The sequence below is a fragment of the Ktedonobacteraceae bacterium genome, from assembly GCA_035653615.1.
Lineage (GTDB): Bacteria > Chloroflexota > Ktedonobacteria > Ktedonobacterales > Ktedonobacteraceae > DASRBN01.
Genome location: DASRBN010000044.1, coordinates 15,416 through 38,898 on the forward strand (window position 1 = coordinate 15,416; position 23,483 = coordinate 38,898).

Here is a 23,483-nt window from a genome sequence, read left to right on the forward strand (position 1 = left end):
GCGGCACACTCACTTTCATTATAGAGAAAGGACTATCGAACGATGAACGTACTTCCGGCCATATTGATCGGCGGCCCACCCAACGCGGGCAAATCCGTCCTGTTCTACAGCCTGACGATGGCGCTGTATGAACGCGGCATCAAACATCATATCGTGCGCGCCTGCCCCGACGGCGAGGGCAACTGGTATCAAGAGATTCACCGCTCGCTCGACCCAGAAATCGCCCGGCTCATTAAGGTACAATCGAAGGCAGAATGGACGCCGGCATTCGTCGAGGGTATCTGTCGCGACCTGGAACGCCGTCACACTCCGCTCCTGGTAGATGTGGGTGGCCGCCCGCAAACATGGCAGCACTGCATCCTGCATCAATGCACGCACTCGATCTTACTCTATCGCGACCCCAATGACGAGGCTACCCACTTCTGGCAGCACTTGCTGGGTTCAACACAACTCCTGCCGCTGGCCTCCATCCATTCTACCTTACATGGAGAAGCCGTGCTGACGGAAGAAACGCCCGTCATTCGCGGAACGCTCACCGGCTTAGAACGCGGCACGCGCGCGCAAGGGCCAGTTTTCGACGCGCTGGTGAATCGCATCGTCGCGCTCTTTGCCACCTATCCGCTCGCCGAGTTGGAGCAGGCGCAACTACAAAAGGCGCCCGCGGAACCCGTCGTTCTCCCAGACCTGCTGCACAAGTTCGATGCCGGCGCGCAGGAATGGAAGCCTACCATGCTGCGCCTTCTCGCCGGAGAACTGCCATCTAACCAGCCGCTGGCCATCTACGGCAAGGGTCCCGGCTGGCTCTACGGCACTCTGGCGTCCCAGGTAGGTGAGCAGCCATTCTACCAGTTCGATCCGCGCATCGGCTGGATGGCCCCGCCGCGACTCGAATCCGGCACGGAGCCTGCTCCCGAAGGACTCACCTACCGGCTCTACGACGATTCCTATGGGCAGGTACTCTCCATCAAACTCAGCAACGAATACCTGGACTACCTGCAGGCAGAAGGAATGCATTTCCCGCCGATTCAGGCCGGTCGCGGACTCATTCTCAACGGCAAGATGCCGCTCTGGCTGCTGACCGCGCTCGTCCGTCTCTATCGCGTGGCGGAAGTCCCCTGGATCGCCTGCTACCAGCCACAGGTAAAGGGAGCGGTGATCGTACTTTCCCGCGGCGATGAATACGCGATTGGTGATGTGATCCTCATGCCCATGCCGCAGTGAAATTCCCCGCTTACCGTTGTTTCATTGTAGCACAGGTGCAAACGATCAGGCAGAGCTATAAGATGAAGTTACTACGGGGGTATCAAAAAATGCGGGAATATTCTATAATAATCCCGAATAGAAAGGATGGATGTTGTGATGGAATTTGATACAATGACCACAACGGATGGACAACCTGCTACAAAACCCGCTGTTCCAGATGCGTCTCCGGCGAAACTCTATGCGTTCCTGCTCAAGCTGCGCCCGCTGCAACCCGGCACACTGATGCCCTTTTCTGGCGAGCTGGTGCATGCCGCGTGGCTCGACTGGCTGGCCGCTGCCGCGCCCGATGTTGCCGCCTGGCTGCACGATGGCAACAAACGGCGTCTCTTCACCTGCTCCAGCCTGCAATTTCCCATTCCCACGCAGCGCATGCGCCAGGCGGAGAGAGAGAACGTTCACCTGTCGGTAGAGCCTGATAAAACATACGCCATACGCATCACGCTGCTGCTGGGCGGACTCTTTCCCCTGTTCCACGAGGCGTTGATGAACTACAACCAGCGCAACACCGGCGAGCAAAAGCCACCATTCATGCGCCTGGGCAAGCAAACGTTCCTGCTCGAAGAGGTGCTGATCGGCAACGACGATCCATCTGATTGGACCGGCTTTACCTCTTTCAGCAATTTCGCCGAAAAAGCCAGGGAGCTCAAGCTGAGCAAAGTCGAAACGCTCAAACTCGAATTTGACTCCCTGACGACGTTCAACCGCAACAACGCGAGAAACAGGGTCTACGGCGTTTATCATGCCCTGTTGCCCCTACCGGAGTACATATTCCCCATTCTCGCCCGGCGCTGGCAAGAACTCGCCCCGCCGGAGTACACTCATCTTGTTGACGAGGCCGCCATCGAACAATACATCCAGAATAATGGGATCATCATCACCGATTACAACCTCAAGCCTCATCGCGTGACGTTCACGAATCATCCGCAGCCCGGTTTCACCGGCACCTGCACCTACGCGCTGCGAGGCCCCGACGAGCCGGCCAGCGAAGAGGCCCCTTTGACGGTGCGCCAGCAGTTGATCCTGCTCGCGCAACTGGCATTCTACACCGGCGTTGGGTACAAGACGGCGATGGGGATGGGGAGGACGAGGCCGGTGTAAGGGCTGTAGCTGGCGCAATCAAGAAAAAATTCAGAATTTTTCTGAGGAAAACCAGAAGTACTTCCCTTGTACTAATCAGCATTTTCTGCTAAGATAACCAGCACTGGTAATCCCATCATAGATACTCGGCTCCGGCATAAATCATCCTGAAATAGTGGCTTGAGGTATTTAGAAAGAGTAAGTTCAAAGTCATGGAATCGAGAACAGTACAAATCCTTTCCCTCAAATTATTGCATTCCTTCTTCACAGACAAAAGCCTGAGGTTCGAAAATGAGCGAATTACATGAGTACCAGGTTGATCATCTCTTGCTTCTTGTCGGCTCCAACCCGGTGCCAAATGCGGTAGCAGGCAAACTACTCATTGCGCCGGGCGGCACGATTACCCTCATTCACTCAAAAGAGGGGCTTAAGCTCGCCCAAAGATTACAAACGTGGTTGGATTCTAGCAAAAACTTTGGTTTCAAGGAAGTTGAAGAGTCGAATGCGGCTTCAGTCTCTAAGCGCGTACAGGAGGCGCTCGATAAGTATGAACGCACGTTATTGGAGGAAAGTGACTCCAACAATGCAAACAAAGAGCATGAGTTCCGCCTGGGTCTCAACTACACGGGCGGCACCAAGGTGATGTCGGTACATGCCTATCGCGCGCTAGAGAAGTGGGTTAATGACCCCAAAAGACGCATCATATTCAGTAAGAACCTCGTATTTAGCTACCTCGACGCGCGTACACTAAAAATGTGCTTTGAGCCTGTCCAAGGTCAGCCTACTACAATTCCCGTTGGCAATGAAGTCGAGATTAAGATTGAAGATTTGCTCAAGTTGCACAATTGGAAGTTTAAAAAGTCCCCCACCTGGGAACCGGTGCTGCCACAGAGTGCGGCAGCCTTGCTCGCTATCCATAGCAATCCAGCCGAAGCCAGGATATGGACAACATGGCTGTATGATGAGCTTTTCCGAAATGCGAAGAGACAGGATGATCTCCGTTCTCCCTTCTGGGTGCTTAAGGACGGAAAAGAGCAACAGGGACAACTTGAGGTAAAGTATGCGGATTTTGAATCTAAGTGGAAAAGCAAGGGTCAGCTACGCGAGCTAAAAATATCCTGGCCCAACCTGCCAGACCTGCGGGAAACCATGAGCAATGAGCTTGGACAAAGTGGAACCGAAAACCTTGACCTGGCTGTAGCGAAAGGAAAAGGATTTGACGTGGTAGAGGATTTCTGTAAGTGGTTGAGCGGAATCTGGTTGGAGTCTGCTGTGCTTACGGTGCTGCAAAATTGCTCCCAGGAATTAGGTCTGAAAGAGTGTTGTATGGATCTCCAACCCGAAGTGCTGGACAATGGGGATGGCAAGACCGGCTTCCAATTTGATGTCGCTGCGTTATGTGGCTATCAGCTATTCGCCTTTTCATGCTCTACTGAGAGCGGGGAAGACAGGGGAGGCAGAGGACTTCTGAAGCAGAAACTGTTCGAGGCCTATATACGCGCGCGGCAGATGGGCGGCGATGAGGCCTGTGTCGCGCTAGTATGCTGCGCAAAGCCGGAAATGACCGGCGATCTGGAGAACGAGATACGCCATGTTTTTAACCAGGAGGGGCGCATACGAGTCTTCGGACGTGAGCATCTGGCAAACCTGGCGGAGAATATCGCGGACTGGATCCGCAGACAGAGTAAGGAGGGTTGAGCATGTGGCTCGTGGTTGTCGACACGATGCAGATACAACCGTACATCTTCGGCAGCAACCGTCTGCGCGAGAACGTCGGAGCATCATATCTGGTTCACCTCGCAACCGGAGACTGGGCATTTGATGCCGTGAAATCCGCTGTACCTGGAAAGACCAACATCGGAGACGGAAATAAGTTGATAGGTGATGCCTGGATCGAGAATGGTCTGGATGCCGAGGTATTGTATGCGGGTGGTGGCAATTTCGTTGTGCTGTTCGACAACAAAGAAAAGGCCAGGGAGTTTACTTCTAATCTCTCGTTGCGTGCTTTGCTGGAGGCTCCTGGACTACAATTAGTGATCACCCCACAGGAGGAGATCAATTGGCAAGAAGATGTCCTTCATAAAAAGCTAGAGAAGGCGTTTCACGCATTAGCGGAGCAGAAAAGAAACCATACCTGGTCAGCACCCCTGCTCGGACTGAGCGTAACAGCAGCTTGCGGCTCAACCGGCTTACCGGCTACCGGAGTGGTTAAGGGCATTGGTGGTGAGCCAGGCTACCTGGCTTCCGACGAGATCCAGGCCAAAGTAGATGTTGCCAGACCGGATCAAAGTAGTTTAAGCAAAGCTGACCGGCGACTACAAAGGACAGTGAGACTACCAGAAGAGTATCGCTACCCCGCCGATTTCGAGGATATGGGTGCTACAGCAGGCGAGTACAGCCATATTGCTGTCGTGCATGCTGACGGCAACGGCATGAGCCAGCACATTCGTGACATCGGCAATACCTATCCCACACCGGATAAGAACCGTGATTTTATCCTCGCCTTGAGGAAGTTTTCAGTCGATGTAGAGATCGCCGCCAAGAAAGCACTCAATGCGGTAGTCGAGAGGCTCGTCAACCACATTGTTGATAAAGATGGCGGCAAATGGATCGTTTATGAGCCACACCAGGATGAGCCACACCAGGATCTGTCGATCAAGATCGAGCTGGCAAAAAGCAAAGACGGACGCTATTATATCCCTTTCCGGCCTATCGTCTTTGGTGGCGACGATGTTACCTTTGTATGCGATGGGCGTCTGGGCTTGTCGCTGGCGACGATGTACTTGCGGGAGTTTGAGCAGCAGACAGCCGGGCTGGGGAAAGACAACAATGAACTGACAGCCTGCGCGGGTATCGCTATCGTCAAGAGCCATTATCCTTTTGCCCGCGCATACGCATTGTCCGAAGAGTTGAGCAGGTCAGCTAAATCCTATCGTACAAGGGAGACGATTGCTGGCTCCTGCCTCGATTGGCATTTCGCCTTGAGTGGCCTGGGTGGTTCCATCACGGAGATTCGCGAGCGCGAATATAAGGTGCGCACCGGTTCATTGACGTTGCGCCCTGTCACGCTGAAGGCTAATCCTAAGAGGGGACAACACGCCTGGCCCGTAGTTCTGGAAGGTATCAAGGCCTTTCAAGGAAAGCAGTGGGCGGGACGTCGCAACAAAATTAAGGCCCTGCGCGATACCCTGCGCGAGGGACCCTCAGCGGTTGAACACTTTAGAGTGGCTTTCAACAAGGGTGAGAAATTGCCGCCGGTTCTGCCTGAGATGCAGGACTGGCCACTGAGAGGTTGGCAAGGTCCTTTCTGTGGTTACTTCGATGCGATTGAGTTAGTAGACTGGTTCATACCGTTGGAAGGAGACGGGTAATGCGACGCCTGCAACTAAAGTTGCAACTTGAAAGCGATGCCACCTTCGGTCGTGGCGAGGGTTTGGCCGGGCTGGTAGACGAAGAGATAGAATACGACCTTGCGACCGGGCTGCCATTCCTGCGTGGCCGCACGCTGAAAGGCCTGCTGGTGGAAGAATGCGCCAATCTGCTGTTTGCTCTTCAGGTAGCACATTCGCCTGCACTGTCTACACTTGGAGCCTCGGCCAGGCGCCTATTCGGTAGTCCCGGCAGCGGTCTGGAGAGTGCGGCCCTGCTACACTTCGGCCCAGCTCTCCTACCCCAACAATTGCGCGAGGCAGTACGCTCCGGCATAGAAAATGAGGAGATGGAACCTAACGATGTGCTGGAGGCCCTAACCACGATTCGCCGCCAGACTGCTATCGACGAGGTGAGGGGAGCGCCCGATAAGGGCAGTTTGCGCTCGATGCGCGTTGTGCTGCGTGGAACAAGCTTCTGGGCGTGGCTCGACTTTCCCGATAACCTTGGGGAGGATGATCTGGCTTTGTTGGCCGCCTGTGTGCTAAGTGTGCGGCGCGGTGGCATAGGACGCAACCGGGGACGAGGCCGGTTGAGCCTGGAATTGTTGGATGAAAGCGGCAACCCCATTCAAGAGAAATACTTCGGACGCTTTAAGGAAATCATAGCGGAGGGGCAAGCATGAAAGTTATCAAGTATAACATTGAACTGCTGGAGCCAGTCCTGGTGACTTCAGTGCAAGGCGATCCCAACAGCTCAGTAGCATTTGATTACCTGCCAGGCAGCGTCCTGCGCGGCGTCTTGATCGATAAGTATCTCGGCTCAAAATCGGGCGACACCACAGATAGCACGCTGCGGCGTCTTTTCTTCGATGGCACTACCCGCTACCTCAACGGCTATCTCCTGGACGCTTACGACCATCCCAGCTACCCGACACCCTTATCCTGGCAGCGCGTCAAAGATCAAGCCAATGATAAAGAGGGAAAGACTTTCGACATCTTCGATTTTGCAATCGAACCACAGTATGACGATCAGCAATGGCAGCCCGTCCCGGCGCCGTTTTATACCCAGTCTAGTACATCCGTGCGGTTGATTCGACCGGCTCGCAACGTGGCAGTACACACCCAACGCACCCCACGCTTTGGCCGCGCCATGCCTGAGTTGCTCCCTATCAGTAAGGGTCCGGCAAGCGGGCAGGCCGTCAAACCACTTGAGGAGGGCAAAATCCGCGGTGCTGTTTATCGCTATGATGCGCTGGCCGCCGGACAGAAGTTTCAGGCTGCGATCATATGTGACAATGACGAGGATGCGAAGATTCTACAGGACTTAATAGGTGGCTACGTTACCCTGGGCGGCTCGCGCAGTGGTGGCTATGGTCGAGCCGAAATCAAACTGCTTACCGAGGATGATTCGGATCAAGATGCGACTGAAGATGACGAGGACATACAGGAGGACAAGCTGATCGTCACGCTGCAAAGCGATATGTTAATACGCGACGTGCGGGGCCAGTTCGCCGTCGATTCCGAACTACTATGTCAGGTATTGGGCAGACATCTAGGAGTAGATCTAAAGCTTAAAATGGCGTTCATCGGCGCTGTGCCGATCGGCGGTTTCAACCGCAAATGGGGTTTGCCCTTGCCGCAGGCTCTGGCGGTTCGTATGGGTAGTGTACTGGTTTTTGAAGATCCCCACTGCGATCCCGCTCTGCTACATGATCTGGAGGTACGCGGCATCGGCGAGCGCCGCGCCGAAGGCTTTGGGCGCATCGCTTTCAACCGGCAGCGAGTGCTAAAGCTGGAGACGAAAGAGAATAAGCGTTCCAGTTCCAGACCGGCTAACCTTACCTTCAGCCAGGACGAGGCACGTACACTCGCGGAATTGATGGTCAATCGCATGCTTATAAAGCGGTTGGACGAAAGTCTGCTGGCCCGGGCCAGCACTTTAGAAATTGCCAATCCTCCGTCCAATGCACAGATTTCGGGCCTGCGCAGCATTGTTCTCGAGGAGATTCGCCAGACAACACCAGGAACCGGCAAGATACGCCGGTTTATTGCGAGTATTGAAGCTAGAGGTACTTCCCGCCGCCAGTTTGAACGCAGCACCATCAATAGAGAACCACTGCTCCGCTGGCTGAAAAGCCTGCTGGGGGACGGTAGTGAGGGTACATGGACGATGGACGATAATGTTTGGAAAAATCTACTGGGTTTGAGTAGTACTGGAGAGATTGCCATCGGGAATGTGAAAGCAAACATAGATAACGCTCTGCGCCTGAAGTACGTACTCCGCCTCATAGACCTTGTGCTGGCGCGAGCAGCCAAAGAGCAAGGAAAGGAGAACTAGCTATGCCTAAGCCTTCATGGTCTGGCGAGGTATCGCGCAAAATCGTGCAGCGCATCGTGGTCGAGGGCGATCTTGTTCTGCTGACCCCTGCCCACTTCGGCAATGGCGACGGTGACGACCTGATCGACATGCCGCTGTTGACCGATTCACTCGATGAAAAGACGCCGCTACTGACCGGTGCGTCGATTGTCGGGGCCTTACGCGGCTACTTGCACGAACGCGAACAAGGCTTTCGCGTGAAAGTCGATACATACGCGAGTGCTAACAAGTCGGCCAGTGTACGCCTTTTCGGTGGCAACAAGGGCAATGATGTTGGCGAGCAGAGTCCACTGATCGTCGAGGATGCGCGTGGTAAAAATGCTGGCATCGAGTTGCGCGATGGTGTGCGTCTCGCCGGTAAGAGTCGTACAGCAGAACATGATGCATTATTCAATATTGAAATGTGGGAAGTCGGCACGACGTTTCCTTTGCGTTTCGAGCTGGTGGTGCGCCAGAGCGATGAGGCATCCGAACTTAAGCGGGCGCTGGCTACAGCCCTCGCCGGTTTCACCGATGGCAGCATCACTATCGGTGCGCGCAAGCGGCGTGGCTATGGCCGGGTAAACGTAACTGGTTGGCGGGTCAAAGAATACGACCTGACAAAAACTGGGCAATTGCTGGACTGGATCGAGCATGGTGCGAAAGAATTGAGTGGCACCGCCAGTACAGATATTATGCACGCGCTTGGCATTGATGAGTTGGTAACCGATCAGCGTAAGGCTTTCCGCCTCAAGGCAGAATTCTACCTGGATGGCTCGCTGCTCATTCGCTCTGGCAGCGGTCCCGATATCGAAGGTGCCACAGACGCCGCCAATATAGCGCGCCCCGACTTTATGCACCTGCATTCAGCACGACCAACGGCAGGCGGTGTACGTAAATCCGAACCGGTCCTCTCAGGCACCAGCCTTACCGGCGCCTTGCGCGCCAGAGCCTTCAAGATCGCTCAGTTGATTGCGCCAGACACCGTAGAAGGGCAAGAAGCAGCGGGTGGATTGATTGAAGACATGTTCGGAGCCAATATGGGAACCGCTCAAGAGCCAAAAGCCAGCCAACCGAAGGCCAGTCGAATGCTTGTTCGCGAACACATTGTGAGGAATGTCGAAAATATGTTGGTACAGAATCGTGTGAGCATCGACCGCTTCACCGGCGGCACACGCGATGGCGCCCTGTTCAACGAACAGCCCCTGTTCGGTGACGCGCAATCGGTCGTCACAGTTGACCTGCAACTTGAGGAACCAAAGGAACACGAGATCGGTTTACTCCTCTTGCTTTTGAAAGACCTCTGGACAGGAGATCTGCCCCTTGGCGGCGAAATCTCGGTTGGCCGAGGTCGGCTGCAGGGCAAGAACTGCGAGATCGAGCATCGAAACGGCGAGGTACGCACCTGGAACTTGCTTGCAAACGAGACCAACGGCCTGAGTGTGAAAGGTGATACCCAGGAGCTAGAAAAATACGTTGCCAGTTTACACACATATCTGAGTGGGAGCAAATCATGAAGCGCGAGATCATCGACACAACAACAACATGTGAACCCGTAAAGATGGACGGCTTTGCAAGCAACCCAGCAGAATGGCTATCCCAGCAAATGCAGACTTACGGGCTGAAATACCTGCTCGCCCACACTGACGATGGCGTAATATGGGGCCGACTTGATGGCACAGAGTTGATTACCTCGCATGGCCTAGTCCCAGAATACTCGCCACCTTTGCGAGCAGAGACACTCCTGACAGCCCGCGTCTTCTCACGTGCGGGTGAGTTGCTCGTCTGGCGCGACGAATCCGGTGAATGGGCTGGTCGGCTCATCATCGAGGATAAGCCGGACGCGACTGCCGAATGGACCAGAGCTTTTGAAGAAAAGCAGGTTTTGTTCGGCACACATGCCCAACCCAAGGAGCGAGGCTTTGCCCTGATGCGCGAGGGTTCACAGGGACTCTTTCACGCCGTCCCACTGGACCTCTCAGGACCAATTGACGAGGAAGAACGCCCCCTGCGACTCATAGTTCGCCACTACTTGAAAGAAGATAAAAATGGTTTCGTCCGAGTAAACGCTAGCCGACTTGTTGGCCTGTTGCCAGAGCCTGAGGAGAGCAACGCATGAGTATTCTACAACCCTGGCCTGAACACCAGAACCCCACCAGACGGGATCGAATCGCCAGTGCGCCTTATAATTTTGTGCCACTGCCTGAGAAAATCATATCTGCCGTCGATAGTGCCAATGAACTTCCAGATCACAATAAGTACTACCGAAACCATCTCAGCGGCTACTTCGATGTGACACTGACGACCCGCTCGCCCCTCTACATTCGTGGGCCTATAGCGGCAAAAGATTTGCCCCGCCAGGAGGAGAAGGAGATAAAGGACAAACCTGAGTTCTTCTATACTCACGACGAACATACGCCGGTAATTCCCGGCAGCAGCCTGCGCGGCATGCTGCGCTCTGTACTCGAAATCGCCAGCTACAGCAAGATGCAGTGGGTCAGCGATAAGCAGTTATTCTTTCGTACAGTAGATGATTCAGCTATCGGCTCATACTATAACTATCGAATGGTCGAAGAGCTTGATACTGTTCATAGTACCGGACATCCACCTGCGCCTGCTTATCACGCTAGAGTCGAGGGCGGCTTTTTCCACATGCGTAAAGACGGAACCTACTTCATTGAGGAATGCACAGTTGCCCGTGTTGAGATAGAGGATCTCTTGCGACTATTTGGGAGATCGAATCGACGCGATTTGTACCAACTCGATGGCAGGAATCTGAATCCAAGTAATGAACGTAATCCCAATCAGACGCCAAGTTGGTCATATCAACATAAAGAAATATGGGCAGATATTGATAGGACCGAGAAGGATTACTTTTTCGCCGGACAATTCACAATAGACCACAATAATAGAAGGCACATGCGCCATCCTGATCTTTACCTACGCTTCCGGCGTGCCAACAATCTTGCACAGGCTCAGACGCAAGGCAAAAAAGCTGGCAAGTTGGTCCTGACAGGACACATGAACTATAAGCATCTGGCATTCCTTTTTGTTCCCAATAAGCAGCTTGGGTTACCAGTTACTACAATCGATGTACCCAACGATCCCGGTGAACAGAACTCTAACAAGCGGCTAGTTGACCGCTTTCATGATGACGATCAGCTTACACAATGGCAGAAAAAAGCCTTCCCTGCCCATAGAAGGCCGTCAGGGCCGAAGGAAGATGGATACTTGCTTGATGGCGATCCAGTCTTCTTCCTATGCGACGAAAAACGTAATCTCATATTCTTTGGACGAGCCCAAATGTTCCGCTTGCCCTACACTCGTTCACCATTTAAACTGGTAGATCCGTCTCTTCATAGCATCAGGGATATCGATTATGCCGAAGCTCTATTCGGGTTTGTACGCAATCCGCAACAGTTTGAAGAATCGAGAGTCCCTGTACCCAGGCAAGGCGAAAAAGGCCGCGCTTACGCAGGCCGCGTTACCATCACAAATGCTATACTCCAACCAGATCAAGAGAGTATCTGGCTAGCGGGAAACTTTAACCAGGATATTACACCTAAAATATTAGCAACACCAAAACCTACCGCATTCCAGCACTACCTTACGCAGCAACATCCTGATGAGAAGAAAAGACTCGGTCACTATGATAGCAAGCCACCAGAGAGCGACAAGACTACTATTCGTGGTCATAAGCTCTACTGGCATCAAGGCCTGGATGCCGAAGACAGACTAAGACTTGAAGAGATCCGTGATGCTATCAAAGAACCGGATAAAGTTCCTCCAGATGATAAGCAGCATACGCACATGAAACCGCTGAAGCCTGGAGTTCAATTTTCCTTCCGTGTCTACTTCGAGAATCTGTCTGAGCAGGAACTTGGCGCTCTCTGCTGGACGCTTCATCCAAATGGAGAGCAGGGAAAGCGTTATTGCCACCATCTTGGTATGGGTAAACCGTTGGGGATGGGATCAGTGGAACTGCATGCCCACTTGCATATCATTGATCGTCCGTCGCGCTACAATACACTCTTTACCAGTAGCGGCCACAACTGGCAATCAGGTGAGGCATCGACAGTCGAGGACCTGGCTGATCGCGAAGTACTGGAGCGCCGAACGCGGCCTTTCGAGAAACACCTGTTGGATGAACTGAATCCAGACCCACCTTGCGGACGACTGGCAGATATGCAACGTATCGCTATGCTGCTCAAGTTGCTCGAATGGCCAGGCTACCGTGCGGAAGAAGGCGATAGATATCTGGAAGCCGAGAATCGTCCAAATACCCGTTACATGAAGATTCAGCCTAATGAATATCGTGATCGCCCAGTATTGCCCGATCCCAGGCTGTTCGACAATCAATACTTTGAGGGTAAATCACGCCCACAAGATACCCATGCTCCGGTCGCGCAACAGGTTCCGGCAGAGAAGGATGCATCTCAACCAGCTGTGTCATCTAAATTGATGGAAATAATGGAAGAATTTCCTATCGGCCGGGAACTGACCAATATGCTTCATTTTCCTCAAAACGAGCAGGGAGTTGAAGTCAGGTTCTGGGATCGGAACCCTAAACAGATTATTGGGTTTATCCCGAAGGCACTGATAGATCGTCCATTAGGTGACAGAATATCAGTTGTTGTGACAGGACACCACCAGGAACCCAACGGTCGCTTAGTCGTCGAATTGAAGCTGCGGTCGAAGAAATAGTATACTTACTATCTGATTGATGAACACAGGAGATGAAATCATGAGAAAAAATGCGAAACTCTTCAAGTCCTGCATGCTATGTTTGCTCTCACGCTCATCGTTATCGCCTTCAATTGCGCGTTGGAGGAGTAGAAGCCTATCCGCTGAGTAACAGCTGCAAATGGCAAGTCGTTAGTAGCCCAAACCCTGGAAGTGGAAGCCAATTGGTAGGAGTAGCGGTCATCTGAATTCTATCCCTGCTAATAGGTCCTGTTGAAGCTACGAGTTGGGCGGAGGAGGATGTAAGTTGAAGATGACCTGAATATGCTTCTTACTGTCTTCCATGCGAGGTGGACGTGGATAAATCCAGACCGATTCCTGGCCCGGCCCCGGTTCAATGCGATCACGCTGGTTCATCTATCTGCCGTGCTTTCACTTTTATATTAAATCCGCTTTCACGGGCTGCAATTACAACAACTGATCGGGGTCGATGCCCAGGGCACGCAGCCGCTCCGCATAGGCCTGTGCTTTGCGCGCCTCTGCTTCGGCTCTTCTGGCTTCCATCTCTGCCCGCTGGCGTTCTGCTTGCGCCCGCAGGTGCTCCATCCTTCGGGCCTCCGCTTCCACATCGGCCCGGAGTGCCTCGGCCTGCTCCCTAGTCAGACGCGGCTCTCCCCGGCTATTGTGCAGGCGCAGGTACTGCTCATCAGGCACCAGGTAGCTGTCCAGGCGCGGACTCCACAACTGTCCCTGGTCATTGAGCGAAAGTGGCTCCATCAGACCGGTCGCGGGATCACGATGCCAGCCGAACAACCGCTGCCCCTCGCGCCGGCTCAATGACAGCATCGGGTCGTTAGGGTCGTAGGCATAGTATTCCTCTACACCCATGCGCGCATATTTCCAGACCTTTTCCCCAAGGTCTTTGGCCCAGGTTTCCTCTGAACCAATCACAAAGACCACCTGAGGAGCTGGCCCGTAGACACCAACCCGCCAGCTTTTCACGCGCCGGAACACGACTCCCTGAATCACGGCGATATCAGGCGCAATCGGGCGCTCATTTTTGTTGGGGGTTTGATAGAAATTCAGGTTCTCATAGATGGCACACAGTTGCCCGTGAAAGAGCCAGGTAAGGACCGCCATCAGGTAGTTGACCAGCAGGGCATGGTCGGCGGTTTCCCCCATCTCGTCCTCCTCGGTGGGGTGGGAATCGTAATAATACTCTACCTCGTCTTCAATCTGCCTTGCCATGAGTTCTTCCTTTCTTGAATGCAGGCCGCTACCAAGGTCTCTTCGTCCCCCAACCTTTTATCGTCTGTAGTGGCTTCCCTGGCTCCCTGGTAGGCCAGAAAAAGCTATTTCAATCTTATCACAGTCTTAGCGGAACAACAAGCAGAATCCTGGTAAATGCAAGGCCTCTACTGAATGAACCTGATGATAATAGGACAATCAAAAGCCCATAGACAGGTAGAACTATTTCGGTCTATAATAGCTCTAGAACAGGCAGAGATACCTCTGACCGGCAGTATGAGGAGAGTCTACATGTTTAAGCTGATTCGTAACCTGCTCTTTACAGCGATCATTGTTGGGGGCGTGCTTTATTTTTTCACGCCGCGCCTCTTCGCCCAGGTGGGAAGTTCAGCGGTCAATGCGATCAACAACTCGACAACTACCGGGCTGGCACAATACCTTCCGAAAGATGTCAATGGGACAACTGACGCGCTACAGTTGAATCTCAGCGGCCTCGCATCACATTTCAGCTATTTCGTGACGATAGATACCGGCAAATGCGGTGGCTCTCCTATGTTCAACCTGGGGAAATACAGTTCCGACAGCAACGGCAACCTCGATACCCTGCTCTCCACCACAAACCTGGATACCTCGCATACCCTCTACATCGATATCCACCAGGGCAACTCTGCTAGCGGAACAACCGTTGCCTGCGGCCAGTTACAAATAAACAAAAATAGCGTAACCAGCCTTAACCTGACCGGCAACAGCTCTACAAATACGAACCTGACCCCTTTAAATGGACAGAATACCGGCCAGAGTTCGAGCACCTCGGCGCCCGCGGGCATTCCTCAAGGCGGCTTCCCTAATACAGGCGTGGCCCCGGCAGGCAGCAATTCGTATGATAACTACAGCTACCCGCGCAAATACTAGCGGCGCAGGATCAACACCTTGAAATTTCCCATGCCGTTGGGGTCGGTCAGAAGTAGGACGCCCTGCCGCACGTTATACCATTTCAGCAGCGCCACCTGTCCCCGGTCGCTGGCACGCGCCGTATCGGCCTCCGCGAATTCCTGCTGCCGGAGCCGCTCCAGTTCCTCACGAATACCCAGTCCCTCCAGCCATTCACGCTGCGTCGTAAATTTGCTGACACGCAGGCCATGTCGCCTCGCCTCCTGAATAAGCGCGCTGAAATTGACATGCGCCGTAATATCCTGCGCCCCCGGACGCGCCAGCGGCCACCCGGTCATTTGATGCTGGTAGTAGCAGTTCAGCGTGCCATGCCATCTATGGCGCGTATAGAGGTCAGGAGCCTTCTCACCGTAGTCGATGGTCAGAATAAAGCCCTTACGCACTCGTCGCGCCACGCGCTCCACCCAGCGCAGCGCATCCAGATTGATCTCCGCACGCCATCCATCGCCATACGTCCGCCAGGGAATCTTATATGTATCCAGGTACGCGGCGACCTCTGGCGTTTCCGGCTCGCTCAAAACCTCGCACAAGCGCCCATTTTGCTCATCCACGTACACCTCATACAGCTGCCCATCGCGCACCTCAACAACATGCACGGGAAAAGCATCGATCAACTCGTTCGAGAGCAGGACGGAAGGCGACGAGGATTCACCAGCATCTGTCGCTTCACTAAGCACATCCTGTCCCACTCGAATATCCTCTACCCGGTAATCAAGTACTTTGGAGAAATCAGGAGCCTCTCTTTCCGCCCAGGCCCGCACACCATCCGCCAGTTTCCCTCGCCCGGCTCCCTCTTCAACTACAAGAAATGGAACTGGCTTTTTCAGTTTCTCCCACATGGCATACAGCTGGCGACCCATGCAATTGGCGAAGAACGTAGAGACATCCGTGCTGGTGAAATAATCGCCCTCCCAGCCCATCTTTGCCGCACCGCTGACATAGTAACCGTAGCCCGGCTCGTACAGGGCCATGCGCATATATTCGGAGAAAGGAATCGGCCCTTCGCGTCGAATACGCTCGACGATCAATTGCTTGAGGGGATTGCGAGTTTGACTACCCATTGCCAAAATTCACCACCAGCAAATCCAGCGCCATATCCGGCGTCATGCGGCTGCGTTTCAGAGCGGCATCCGTCGCCAGCAACTGGCGATAGACCGCTTCCAGTTGCTGCGTGCTGAACTTCCCGATCTGGCGCGCGGCTTTCTCGGCCACGAATGGTGCCATGCCCGTAGCTGCGACGATCTGTGAGACACGCAGCCCCTCACCCACCAGTTCTTTCACCAGCAGCAAGCTCCGTACCTGAGAAGTGATAGTGCTGATCAGGCGCAGCGGTGGCTCTCCGTCGGCCAGCAGGTTGTGCAGCAGGTCGAGGGCCTTCTTGCGATTGCGTTCCGCCAGGGCATCGGTCAGATCAAACACGCGCGCCTCCTGCACCTGTGGCGAGAGCTTACGCACATCCTCAACATCGATAATGCCCTTGCTACCAACGTAGGTCGCCAGCTTGTCTAGCTCGTTTGCCAGCATGCGCAGCTGGTTGCCGGTATAATCCGCCAGCATGGAAGCAGCCTCTGGTGTAATCTTCACACCGATGCTTTTGGCGCGATTCTCAATCCAGGTTTTCACGGCAGTGCCTTTAGGGAGCGTATACTGCAATACCTTGCCATGTTCCTGCGCCACTTTAAGTAACGCGTTGCTGGCGCTAAGCTCCTCATCGACCACAACGATCAACACAGTGCTATCGGGCATCTGAGGAATATATTCGGCCAGGCCCTTCTCAAAACCTGCCCGCGATTCCATGCTGCTTTTCGCACTTTTCTTGCCTTTTTTGGATTTGCCGCCTTTCTCGGGTACTGGCCGATCAATCGGCGCTGGGCGCGATGAATCGGCCCCTACGGATGCTTCAGCTGCCGGCATTGCGGCCTCGCTCTCAGCAGATGGGGCCGCGTCTTCGCCGCGTCGTTTTTTAGGCAGACCCATTACAACCACCAGGCGCTGGTCGGTGAGAAAGGGCAGGGTACTACAAGTAGCGGTGATGGTCTTCAGATCGACCTCACCGCCAACATAAGTATTCTGGTTATATTCGAAATTCCCCTGCTGGCGCAGCTTCTTCAGTTGTTCGCGGCAGGTGAACTCGTCATTGCCGTGTAAGAGATAGAACATGGTTGAGAATATGAAGTCTATACGTTATTCGTGGGCAGTAGAAGGCGATCTGAGATAATCGCGCTTGCTCATACGCGCCACGATCAGATCCGAAATAATTCCCCCGGACAAGCCGCCTACCGAACACAAGAACAATGAACCGAAGAACGTCGAGCCGGGTGAGGCTCCAGGCAAAGTAGTACTATAGATCAGCGTGCCAACCCACCCCAGAATGACGACAAACGCCAGGAACGCGCCGATAAATGCGCCTACAACAACCGCGAGACGATTTTTAACGCTGCTCATCCAGAATGCCAGGAAGAGCGCGACCGGTAAAGCGAGAATAAAACCAAAGAGATCTCCCCAAAAAATACCTTGTGGGTCAATAATTTGCAGAGCGGGACCACCCATACTATTTCCTCCTGAAAGAAATGGATTTGTTATTTCAAGCTCTATAGTGATTATACGGTAGTGGAAAGATTGTGACAAGCCGAGGGTCAACAAGACTGGCGGGTAAGGTCTGCTATCTCATTGGGAAGAGATACGATATTCATTTGGGTTTTCTGGATTCATCTTAAAGAAAATCTCTTCACCTACTTTGAAAGCGAAAAAATCAGGCACCTTGACTCTAAATGTATATGTACGTTGCGTTTGTAGGTCTTGCCCTTGTGCGTAAAGGTAGTTTTCATATTTCCACCTGGAGAAGGTACTTGCTACACCACCTGTTTGCGTGACAAGCCGTGATTCCCTCTTAATATCGGTTACTCGTGCCAGGATGAGGATTCCATACTTCTCCACACGCCTGTATTTGTAGTATCCAGAGATGAGACGTACAAGAAATAGGATAATCAAACCTGATAATATCAATATTCCTAATGGCTCTTCCATAACTTTCTCCCGGTATCACTTAACACCTAACTAAAAATAACAACACGGATCTTGTCGAATACTTTGTTCCCGTATTGTTTGTATATACTCCTCAAACCGTACATCTTTTATTTTTCCTTTTTTCGATACATGAGGGTTCATTATCTTCACAAGCGTATGCATAAATGGCATGTATAGGACTAGTAAGAGTAAGGAACTGACAATGGGTAGGAGTATCCAGGAAGGCCAGGTCAGAGGTGTCGTAAAATAACCTGTCAACGTGATATCAAACCCGGTGCTTTGCCGGTACCAGGCAGATATGCTGATAAGCCAGATTGATATAAGGAGGGACCAATACATGACCTTTGAATTCCGAAAGCTGAAGCAGAAAAGCAGAAGCCCAATAGTAAGTGGTGTAAGCGGCCACTGAATTAACGAGATGTAAGCGCCATTGAGATCCCAATTCCAACCCTGCAGGAGTTGGAAGGCTTGAGAGCCACCAATATACAAGAAAATGCAGGCAACGATGCGCACAATCCATTTGAGGGGAGCTGCAATATTCGTCAGCCAGGGATGCTCCTTTCTACTGAAATGACTCCTAGTTGCTCATCCTAAGGCGGAAGCATTGGTCATTTCTGTATTGATCAAATGAAATCACCTAGCGTGCAATACTTCTATTATAGCATAACGCAGAAAATTTTTCACAAAACTTTGATGCTCTATCTTTGCCCTTTTGGAAGGCCGCCTCAAGCGGCCAAGAGCTCAAACAAGGAGTCAAGGTGAAAAAAACTGATCCTACCCCGAATTTGTGGAGGAGTGAAAGCTTCGAGTATACTACTCGCAAAGGAGGAAAAGGATCATGGGAAAAGTTCAGAAGACGTATTCGGTTGAGTTTAAGCGCAAAGCGGTGCGATTGGCGCAGACGAGCGGCAAGCCAATCGCGCACGTGGCCCGCGAGTTGGGCATCTCGGATACTTCGATCCATCAATGGCGCAAGGAACTGGGGGCACATGGCGAGCAAGCCTTCCCAGGCAGCGGACATCAAACCGCCCAGGAAGAAGAAGTCCGTCGTCTCAAGCGCGAACTGGAAGTCGTCAAGCAGGAGCGCGATATCCTAAAAAAAGCGCTGGGCATCTTCTCGCGCGGCCCGCAATGAGCTATCAGTTCATTGTCACCCATCGGCACGAGTATGCCATTACGCTCATGTGCCGAGTGCTGGAGGTGTCGGTGAGCGGGTACTATGCCTGGTGCAAGCGCTCACCCAGTCAGCACAGCCGAGAAGATGTCCACCTGGCCGAGCACGTCAAGACCGCTTTTCAGGCTAACCGAGGGGTCTATGGTAGTCCACGAGTGCATGCGGAATTGCAAGCAGAGGGGATCACGTGTGGGCGCAAGCGCGTGGCTCGTCTGATGCGTGAACAGGGACTGCGTGCGCGCAAAGCGGTTCATCGTACCATCACCACGCAGAGCGATCCCCAGGCACAAATGGCTCCCAATCTGCTGGCCCGCGACTTCCATGCGGAGAAGCCGGACACCAAGTGGGTCGCCGATACGACCTACATCTGGACAACAGAAGGCTGGCTCTATCTGGCGGTGGTGCTTGATTTGTTTTCACGCATGGTGGTAGGATGGTCCATGGCCGCCACTCAAGATGCCAGCCTGGTCATGCAGGCCTTGCAAATGGCTATTACTCGTCGTCGTCCAGCAAGCGGCTTATTGCACCACAGTGATCGGGGCAGTACCTACACCAGCGAGAGCTATCAAGCCCTCCTGCGAGAGCAAGGGATGGTTATCAGCATGAGCCACACGGCCAATTGCTACGATAATGCCGCGATGGAAAGTTTCTTCCATAGTTGCAAAGGGAAGTGCATTGAAGAGGAGTCCTTTCAGACACGAGCCCAGGCCAGGGGGTGCATCTTTGAGTACATCGAAACCTTTTACAATCGCAAGCGGAGACATTCGACTCTTGAGTATCTGAGTCCGCTTGCCTATGAACGAGTCAGGTGTTAATCCCCAGGTTTGGGGCCGCCACTTTTTCGGGTCAAGATCAATTTATATATGAGGATTACAATAGATAGAAGAGGATCAGTATATATTCCAAATAACTAAATCCTACATGAAATGCTTCTACTTCTCACTTCGAGTCTAAATGATCAACTGAACGAATTATGCCATAATCTGATCCAAAAGTCAATAGTATTTAAAAGGATAAAATCGTAAATAGAATAAACTTCGATTTTGATCAAACACGCGATAAAAATGAGTATGAATAGCTCAATTGTTGAGTTCTTGTGAATCTTGTTAATTTTCTACATCTATAGCGGGAAGTATAGTAAAGCTCTCCCATTCACCTCACTAGTATACCATGCAACAAGCGGAAGGAATCTACGTATATTGCATAGAAACAAATTTGAGACGCGCGGCTTCCATTTTGAAGCAGCTTGGAGATGGGCCATTGAAGAAGCTCGAACGTCGAAGAAAGAACGAGGAAGACAATGATGAATAGGGAAAGAATGTCAAGAAGCAGAACAATAAGCAGAGGGACGACGCTAGGCCTTGATGAGCGTCTGGAAAGTATCTTGATTTACGCGGTCAGCCTGATCATCAGCTTATTCTTGCCATTGGGCTGGCTTCCAGGATTGATCATCTACTTTATTGAGAAAAATCGCAATGTGCGGGTACAGGCCGGGCAATCGGCAATTGTTTTCGGTGTACTCTCAGTACTCTACTTTGTGGTACATCTGCTGCAACATGTGTTTGGGCTGATCCCCATACTTGGTGGCGTTCTAGTTTTTGGCCTCGGCCTGCTGGCCTCGATCATCATGTGGGTCATGATCATCCTGGCGGTGTACCTGATTATTATGGTCTGGTTCCGGCCCAATTACCGCCTGCCGGTCATAGGCCGCTACCTCGGCAGCGGATTCTGATCTCATTTCTCGCGGTACAGCAATCCCAGCGTCAGGCCAAAGAAGAAATGACGCACAACATTCTGCAAAAACGAGGTCCAGTTGGCAAGCGGCGGCAACACACCGCGCTTGATGAAAGGGTGATACTTATCCGCCAGGGGCGTCAACCACCACACAGAAACAATGAACGCCTCGCCGAAGATCACGCCTCTCAGCCAATCTGGACCCGGCAAAAATCGCTTGAAAACCGCAGCATACAACTCCGCAAGCATCACTCCATTAACCAAATGTATCCCCCACGCCAGTAGGGGCCGATTGATCGCGCCCAGCGCCGATTGATCGGCCCTGTTGTCTAACTCCATCCTCGCGCCCACCGCCAATTGATCGGACTTTCCCGGCAACAATCCTTCGATGAAACGCACATCGCTGAAGTGATTGCCGGTAACGGCCATATCAACCTCCATTTCCGCCGTATAGACGCCCAGAGCTACTATGCCCGCGAGAGCCGCGCGTCCGGGATGCCAGAAAGGTGAGACAATGTTTCGTAATATGTTCATGATATTCACCCTTATTTAGATATTGCTTTGATTGAACTGTAATAGAGATGCGCGACGTGTCCATAAGGGATACATTCCTGGTGATTCCCCATCAGTCCCCAGGATGAGAGGAACAGACAATCACGCGGGGGATTCTTCGCCTCGCTCAGAATGACAGGCCTGAGCGCAAATGCCGAAGCCCTGAGCTGAGCGAACAGGGAAGAATCTCTGCCTGACTTTTGAGGAGTCACCGCAGACGAGATACAAAAATGGCGGCGAGCGCGCCAAAGAGCGTCGCCACAAAATTCACCACATCATTATCTATCCATGGCACGCCGCGTAATGGTGTAGTCCTCGCCCCACAGCTATGGATGCGCCGTTCAGTCTCTTTGCCGCATGCCGGGCAATAGTACATGGCCTGCGCGGTTGCCCCCAGCAGGCTGTCGAAAAAACTTCCCGCCAGCCCGCTCAGCAGCGCAACAAATGGCAGTGATGCGAGCGAGCGGGGAAATCGCTGCAAACCCCAGAAAACGATGCCCAGCGAAAAAGCCCCCAGCGCCGAGGCCGCCGTCCCCAGGGGTGTAATACCACCTGACGTTCCAGGTGAAACGCGCTTCCCCGAGGTGATCAAACGCGGGTCTTGCCTGCTGAGTACGCCCAGCTCCGTCGCCCAGGTATCGGCAGTAGCAGTGGCCAGCGCCCCCGTAAAACCGGCCCGCAATAACTTTGCGCGTGTTGATGAGCCGGACAGGCCATAGGCGAGCGACAGCAGAGTCGCGAGACCACCATTTGCCGCCACCTGCCCGATATCGCGCTCCGAGCCTTTGCTGAACTTGTCCGCGGCGGCACTGGCTTTCTCGCGCTCGCGATAATGAGAGAACAGCGTCGAAGAGACGAAAAAATAAATGAGCGAGAGACCCCATGACCAGCCTCCCATAGCGAAAATCGTTGTGCCGACCGCAACCGTCCCGGCGACGCCGCTACGCGAAAGCGAACGACGGCGGCGTGCCAGCAGAGCAATGGTACTGCTGAAAACCAGGCCCAGCAGGAGTCTCCGTCCTTTCCTAGATGTGCTGCGTTGAGAACCACGAGGCGGAATCATATGCGAGCAAAGGTGAATGGACGAATGTACTTCAGCAACTTGCGCAGGTATGGTACGCGATGACGTTCTACGAACTATTCCGGGCATCTATAACTACCTCTGAGAAAATATGGGCAATTTGTTACAGAAACATGATATTGCCAGTTCTATTGTAATGAAGGCTTTGCATAGAAGCAAGGATTCTTCGCTGCGCTCAGAATGACATGCCCCGGACGCACCCGGGTGCGTCCGGGGCATGTCATTCTGAGCGCAGCGAAGAATCCGGGGTAAACGTTCTATGTCAGGAGTACATACTCTTTATCGAACTGCCAATCGGGCAGCGGCTCCAACTCAACGTAGAGGTGGGGATGTAAAGGATCAATGTGCTTCGTCAGGTGAATGTCTACCACGCGGTTGTCGTTCAAGCTTAACCCTTCGCAAAGCGAGTCTAATGTGATCTTCAGGCCTCCATCGAGGTCTCTTTTGAGGGGTGTGGTGAAGTAGAAGTCGAGGAAGAGAGCTAGATAGCCCTGGCGAAAGTGATGACACAATTCATCGTGCAGAATGCCCCGTCGCTTGAGCGAACGCAGGGTCTCCTGCACTTGCTGTTTATAACGACGAGCAATCTGCGAACTCACGCGATGCCCATTCACAGTAGCATATTGTTCATTAATGCTGGGAGGCAGGGGTAAGGTAAGCTGCAACAACTGTCCTTGTACGGCTCCTCCCCAATCCTCAAGCCGCTGTGACATAAAAACCTCCTGATCGATGAGTAGGTAGTCCAGATAGGTTCTGTAGTACTTTTGGGAGAGTAGTAACGCGTGTATTGTATCATATCAATATGTCTTATCATATAGCTTATGGGGGATGCCCCTTATGGGTAGTTATCGTTGTCAAGCCCAAAAAAGCATGATACACTGCGTTCGTAGCAAGCGTTTCCAGTTTGTACGCGCCCAGGTGAAACAGTCAGCCATTATGCCGGGGTCTGGCGAAAGTGAGGAGTAA

Annotated in this window: 22 protein-coding genes; 13 read left to right on the forward strand and 9 right to left on the reverse strand. The window is 52.8% G+C overall.

The features are described from left to right. The first annotated feature begins 42 nt into the window (after positions 1 to 42). From VFA09_26990 to VFA09_27030, 9 genes are all read left to right on the forward strand, one after another. A complete protein-coding gene (locus VFA09_26990; protein HZU70952.1) occupies positions 43 to 1,221 on the forward strand; it encodes a CRISPR-associated protein Csx3 in 1,179 nt (392 codons plus the stop codon). A gap of 138 nt (positions 1,222 to 1,359) precedes the next feature. Next, complete coding sequence (gene cas6 / locus VFA09_26995; protein HZU70953.1) at positions 1,360 to 2,361, forward strand: CRISPR system precrRNA processing endoribonuclease RAMP protein Cas6; 1,002 nt, start codon at positions 1,360 to 1,362, stop codon at positions 2,359 to 2,361. 270 nt (positions 2,362 to 2,631) lie between these two features. After that, the gene (locus VFA09_27000; GenBank protein HZU70954.1) at positions 2,632 to 4,038 is read left to right on the forward strand and encodes a hypothetical protein; all 1,407 of its coding nucleotides are present in this window, start codon (positions 2,632 to 2,634) and stop codon (positions 4,036 to 4,038) included. Between the two features lie 2 nt (positions 4,039 to 4,040). Beyond that, entirely contained in the window at positions 4,041 to 5,711 is a 1,671-nt protein-coding gene (locus VFA09_27005; GenBank protein HZU70955.1) for a hypothetical protein, read from the forward strand. Continuing rightward, positions 5,711 to 6,394: an RAMP superfamily CRISPR-associated protein gene (locus VFA09_27010; protein HZU70956.1), complete on the forward strand. Its 684-nt coding sequence runs from the start codon at positions 5,711 to 5,713 to the stop codon at positions 6,392 to 6,394. The genes VFA09_27005 and VFA09_27010 overlap by 1 nt, the downstream gene beginning before the upstream one ends. Then, the gene (locus VFA09_27015) at positions 6,391 to 8,049 is read left to right on the forward strand and encodes a hypothetical protein (protein HZU70957.1); all 1,659 of its coding nucleotides are present in this window, start codon (positions 6,391 to 6,393) and stop codon (positions 8,047 to 8,049) included. The genes VFA09_27010 and VFA09_27015 overlap by 4 nt, the downstream gene beginning before the upstream one ends. A gap of 2 nt (positions 8,050 to 8,051) precedes the next feature. Continuing rightward, the gene (locus VFA09_27020; protein HZU70958.1) at positions 8,052 to 9,584 is read left to right on the forward strand and encodes an RAMP superfamily CRISPR-associated protein; all 1,533 of its coding nucleotides are present in this window, start codon (positions 8,052 to 8,054) and stop codon (positions 9,582 to 9,584) included. Next, entirely contained in the window at positions 9,581 to 10,186 is a 606-nt protein-coding gene (csx19, locus tag VFA09_27025; GenBank protein HZU70959.1) for a CRISPR-associated protein Csx19, read from the forward strand. Before VFA09_27020 ends, csx19 begins: the two co-directional genes overlap by 4 nt. Then, complete coding sequence (locus tag VFA09_27030) at positions 10,183 to 12,771, forward strand: TIGR03986 family CRISPR-associated RAMP protein (protein HZU70960.1); 2,589 nt, start codon at positions 10,183 to 10,185, stop codon at positions 12,769 to 12,771. The genes csx19 and VFA09_27030 overlap by 4 nt, the downstream gene beginning before the upstream one ends. 258 nt (positions 12,772 to 13,029) lie before the next feature. On the opposite strand, the gene VFA09_27035 is transcribed toward VFA09_27030, so the two are convergent. Together VFA09_27035 and VFA09_27040 are read right to left on the reverse strand one after the other, a co-directional pair. After that, positions 13,030 to 13,167, reverse strand: coding sequence for a hypothetical protein (locus tag VFA09_27035; protein ID HZU70961.1), 138 nt, complete (start codon positions 13,165 to 13,167; stop codon positions 13,030 to 13,032). 51 nt (positions 13,168 to 13,218) lie between these two features. Further along, positions 13,219 to 13,998 (reverse strand): Uma2 family endonuclease, encoded by a 780-nt coding sequence (locus tag VFA09_27040; protein ID HZU70962.1) that lies wholly within the window; start codon positions 13,996 to 13,998, stop codon positions 13,219 to 13,221. 291 nt (positions 13,999 to 14,289) lie between these two features. Here VFA09_27040 and VFA09_27045 point away from each other — a divergent pair, with 291 nt between their 5' ends. Next, complete coding sequence (locus VFA09_27045) at positions 14,290 to 14,910, forward strand: hypothetical protein (protein HZU70963.1); 621 nt, start codon at positions 14,290 to 14,292, stop codon at positions 14,908 to 14,910. On the opposite strand, the gene VFA09_27050 is transcribed toward VFA09_27045, so the two are convergent. The 4 genes from VFA09_27050 to VFA09_27065 form a co-directional block, all read right to left on the reverse strand. Next, positions 14,907 to 16,010 carry an SAM-dependent methyltransferase gene (locus VFA09_27050; protein ID HZU70964.1) on the reverse strand — a complete coding sequence of 368 codons (1,104 nt, stop codon included), beginning with the start codon at positions 16,008 to 16,010 and terminating at the stop codon, positions 14,907 to 14,909. The two genes, VFA09_27045 and VFA09_27050, sit on opposite strands and share 4 nt — an antisense overlap. Beyond that, positions 16,003 to 17,109, reverse strand: a complete 1,107-nt coding sequence (holA, locus tag VFA09_27055; GenBank protein ID HZU70965.1) for a DNA polymerase III subunit delta — start codon at positions 17,107 to 17,109, stop codon at positions 16,003 to 16,005. The genes VFA09_27050 and holA overlap by 8 nt, the downstream gene beginning before the upstream one ends. Positions 17,110 to 17,133: 24 nt before the next feature. Next, positions 17,134 to 17,499 (reverse strand): PTS sucrose transporter subunit IIBC, encoded by a 366-nt coding sequence (locus tag VFA09_27060; protein ID HZU70966.1) that lies wholly within the window; start codon positions 17,497 to 17,499, stop codon positions 17,134 to 17,136. 117 nt (positions 17,500 to 17,616) lie between these two features. Further along, complete coding sequence (locus VFA09_27065) at positions 17,617 to 17,976, reverse strand: hypothetical protein (GenBank protein HZU70967.1); 360 nt, start codon at positions 17,974 to 17,976, stop codon at positions 17,617 to 17,619. A gap of 838 nt (positions 17,977 to 18,814) precedes the next feature. On the opposite strand from VFA09_27065, the gene VFA09_27070 reads away from it, so the two are divergent. The 3 genes from VFA09_27070 to VFA09_27080 all read left to right on the forward strand — a co-directional run bounded on the left by VFA09_27070 (position 18,815) and on the right by VFA09_27080 (position 20,882). Beyond that, complete coding sequence (locus VFA09_27070; protein HZU70968.1) at positions 18,815 to 19,111, forward strand: transposase; 297 nt, start codon at positions 18,815 to 18,817, stop codon at positions 19,109 to 19,111. Then, positions 19,108 to 19,965 carry an IS3 family transposase gene (locus VFA09_27075; protein ID HZU70969.1) on the forward strand — a complete coding sequence of 286 codons (858 nt, stop codon included), beginning with the start codon at positions 19,108 to 19,110 and terminating at the stop codon, positions 19,963 to 19,965. Before VFA09_27070 ends, VFA09_27075 begins: the two co-directional genes overlap by 4 nt. A 503-nt stretch (positions 19,966 to 20,468) precedes the next feature. Further along, positions 20,469 to 20,882 carry a DUF4870 domain-containing protein gene (locus VFA09_27080; protein ID HZU70970.1) on the forward strand — a complete coding sequence of 138 codons (414 nt, stop codon included), beginning with the start codon at positions 20,469 to 20,471 and terminating at the stop codon, positions 20,880 to 20,882. Between the two features lie 2 nt (positions 20,883 to 20,884). On the opposite strand, the gene VFA09_27085 is transcribed toward VFA09_27080, so the two are convergent. The 3 genes from VFA09_27085 to VFA09_27095 all read right to left on the reverse strand — a co-directional run bounded on the left by VFA09_27085 (position 20,885) and on the right by VFA09_27095 (position 23,230). Continuing rightward, entirely contained in the window at positions 20,885 to 21,418 is a 534-nt protein-coding gene (locus tag VFA09_27085; protein HZU70971.1) for a hypothetical protein, read from the reverse strand. Between the two features lie 226 nt (positions 21,419 to 21,644). Then, positions 21,645 to 22,586, reverse strand: a complete 942-nt coding sequence (locus tag VFA09_27090) for a DUF92 domain-containing protein (protein HZU70972.1) — start codon at positions 22,584 to 22,586, stop codon at positions 21,645 to 21,647. 188 nt (positions 22,587 to 22,774) lie between these two features. Beyond that, a complete protein-coding gene (locus tag VFA09_27095; GenBank protein HZU70973.1) occupies positions 22,775 to 23,230 on the reverse strand; it encodes a RusA family crossover junction endodeoxyribonuclease in 456 nt (151 codons plus the stop codon). Positions 23,231 to 23,483: the final 253 nt, after the last annotated feature.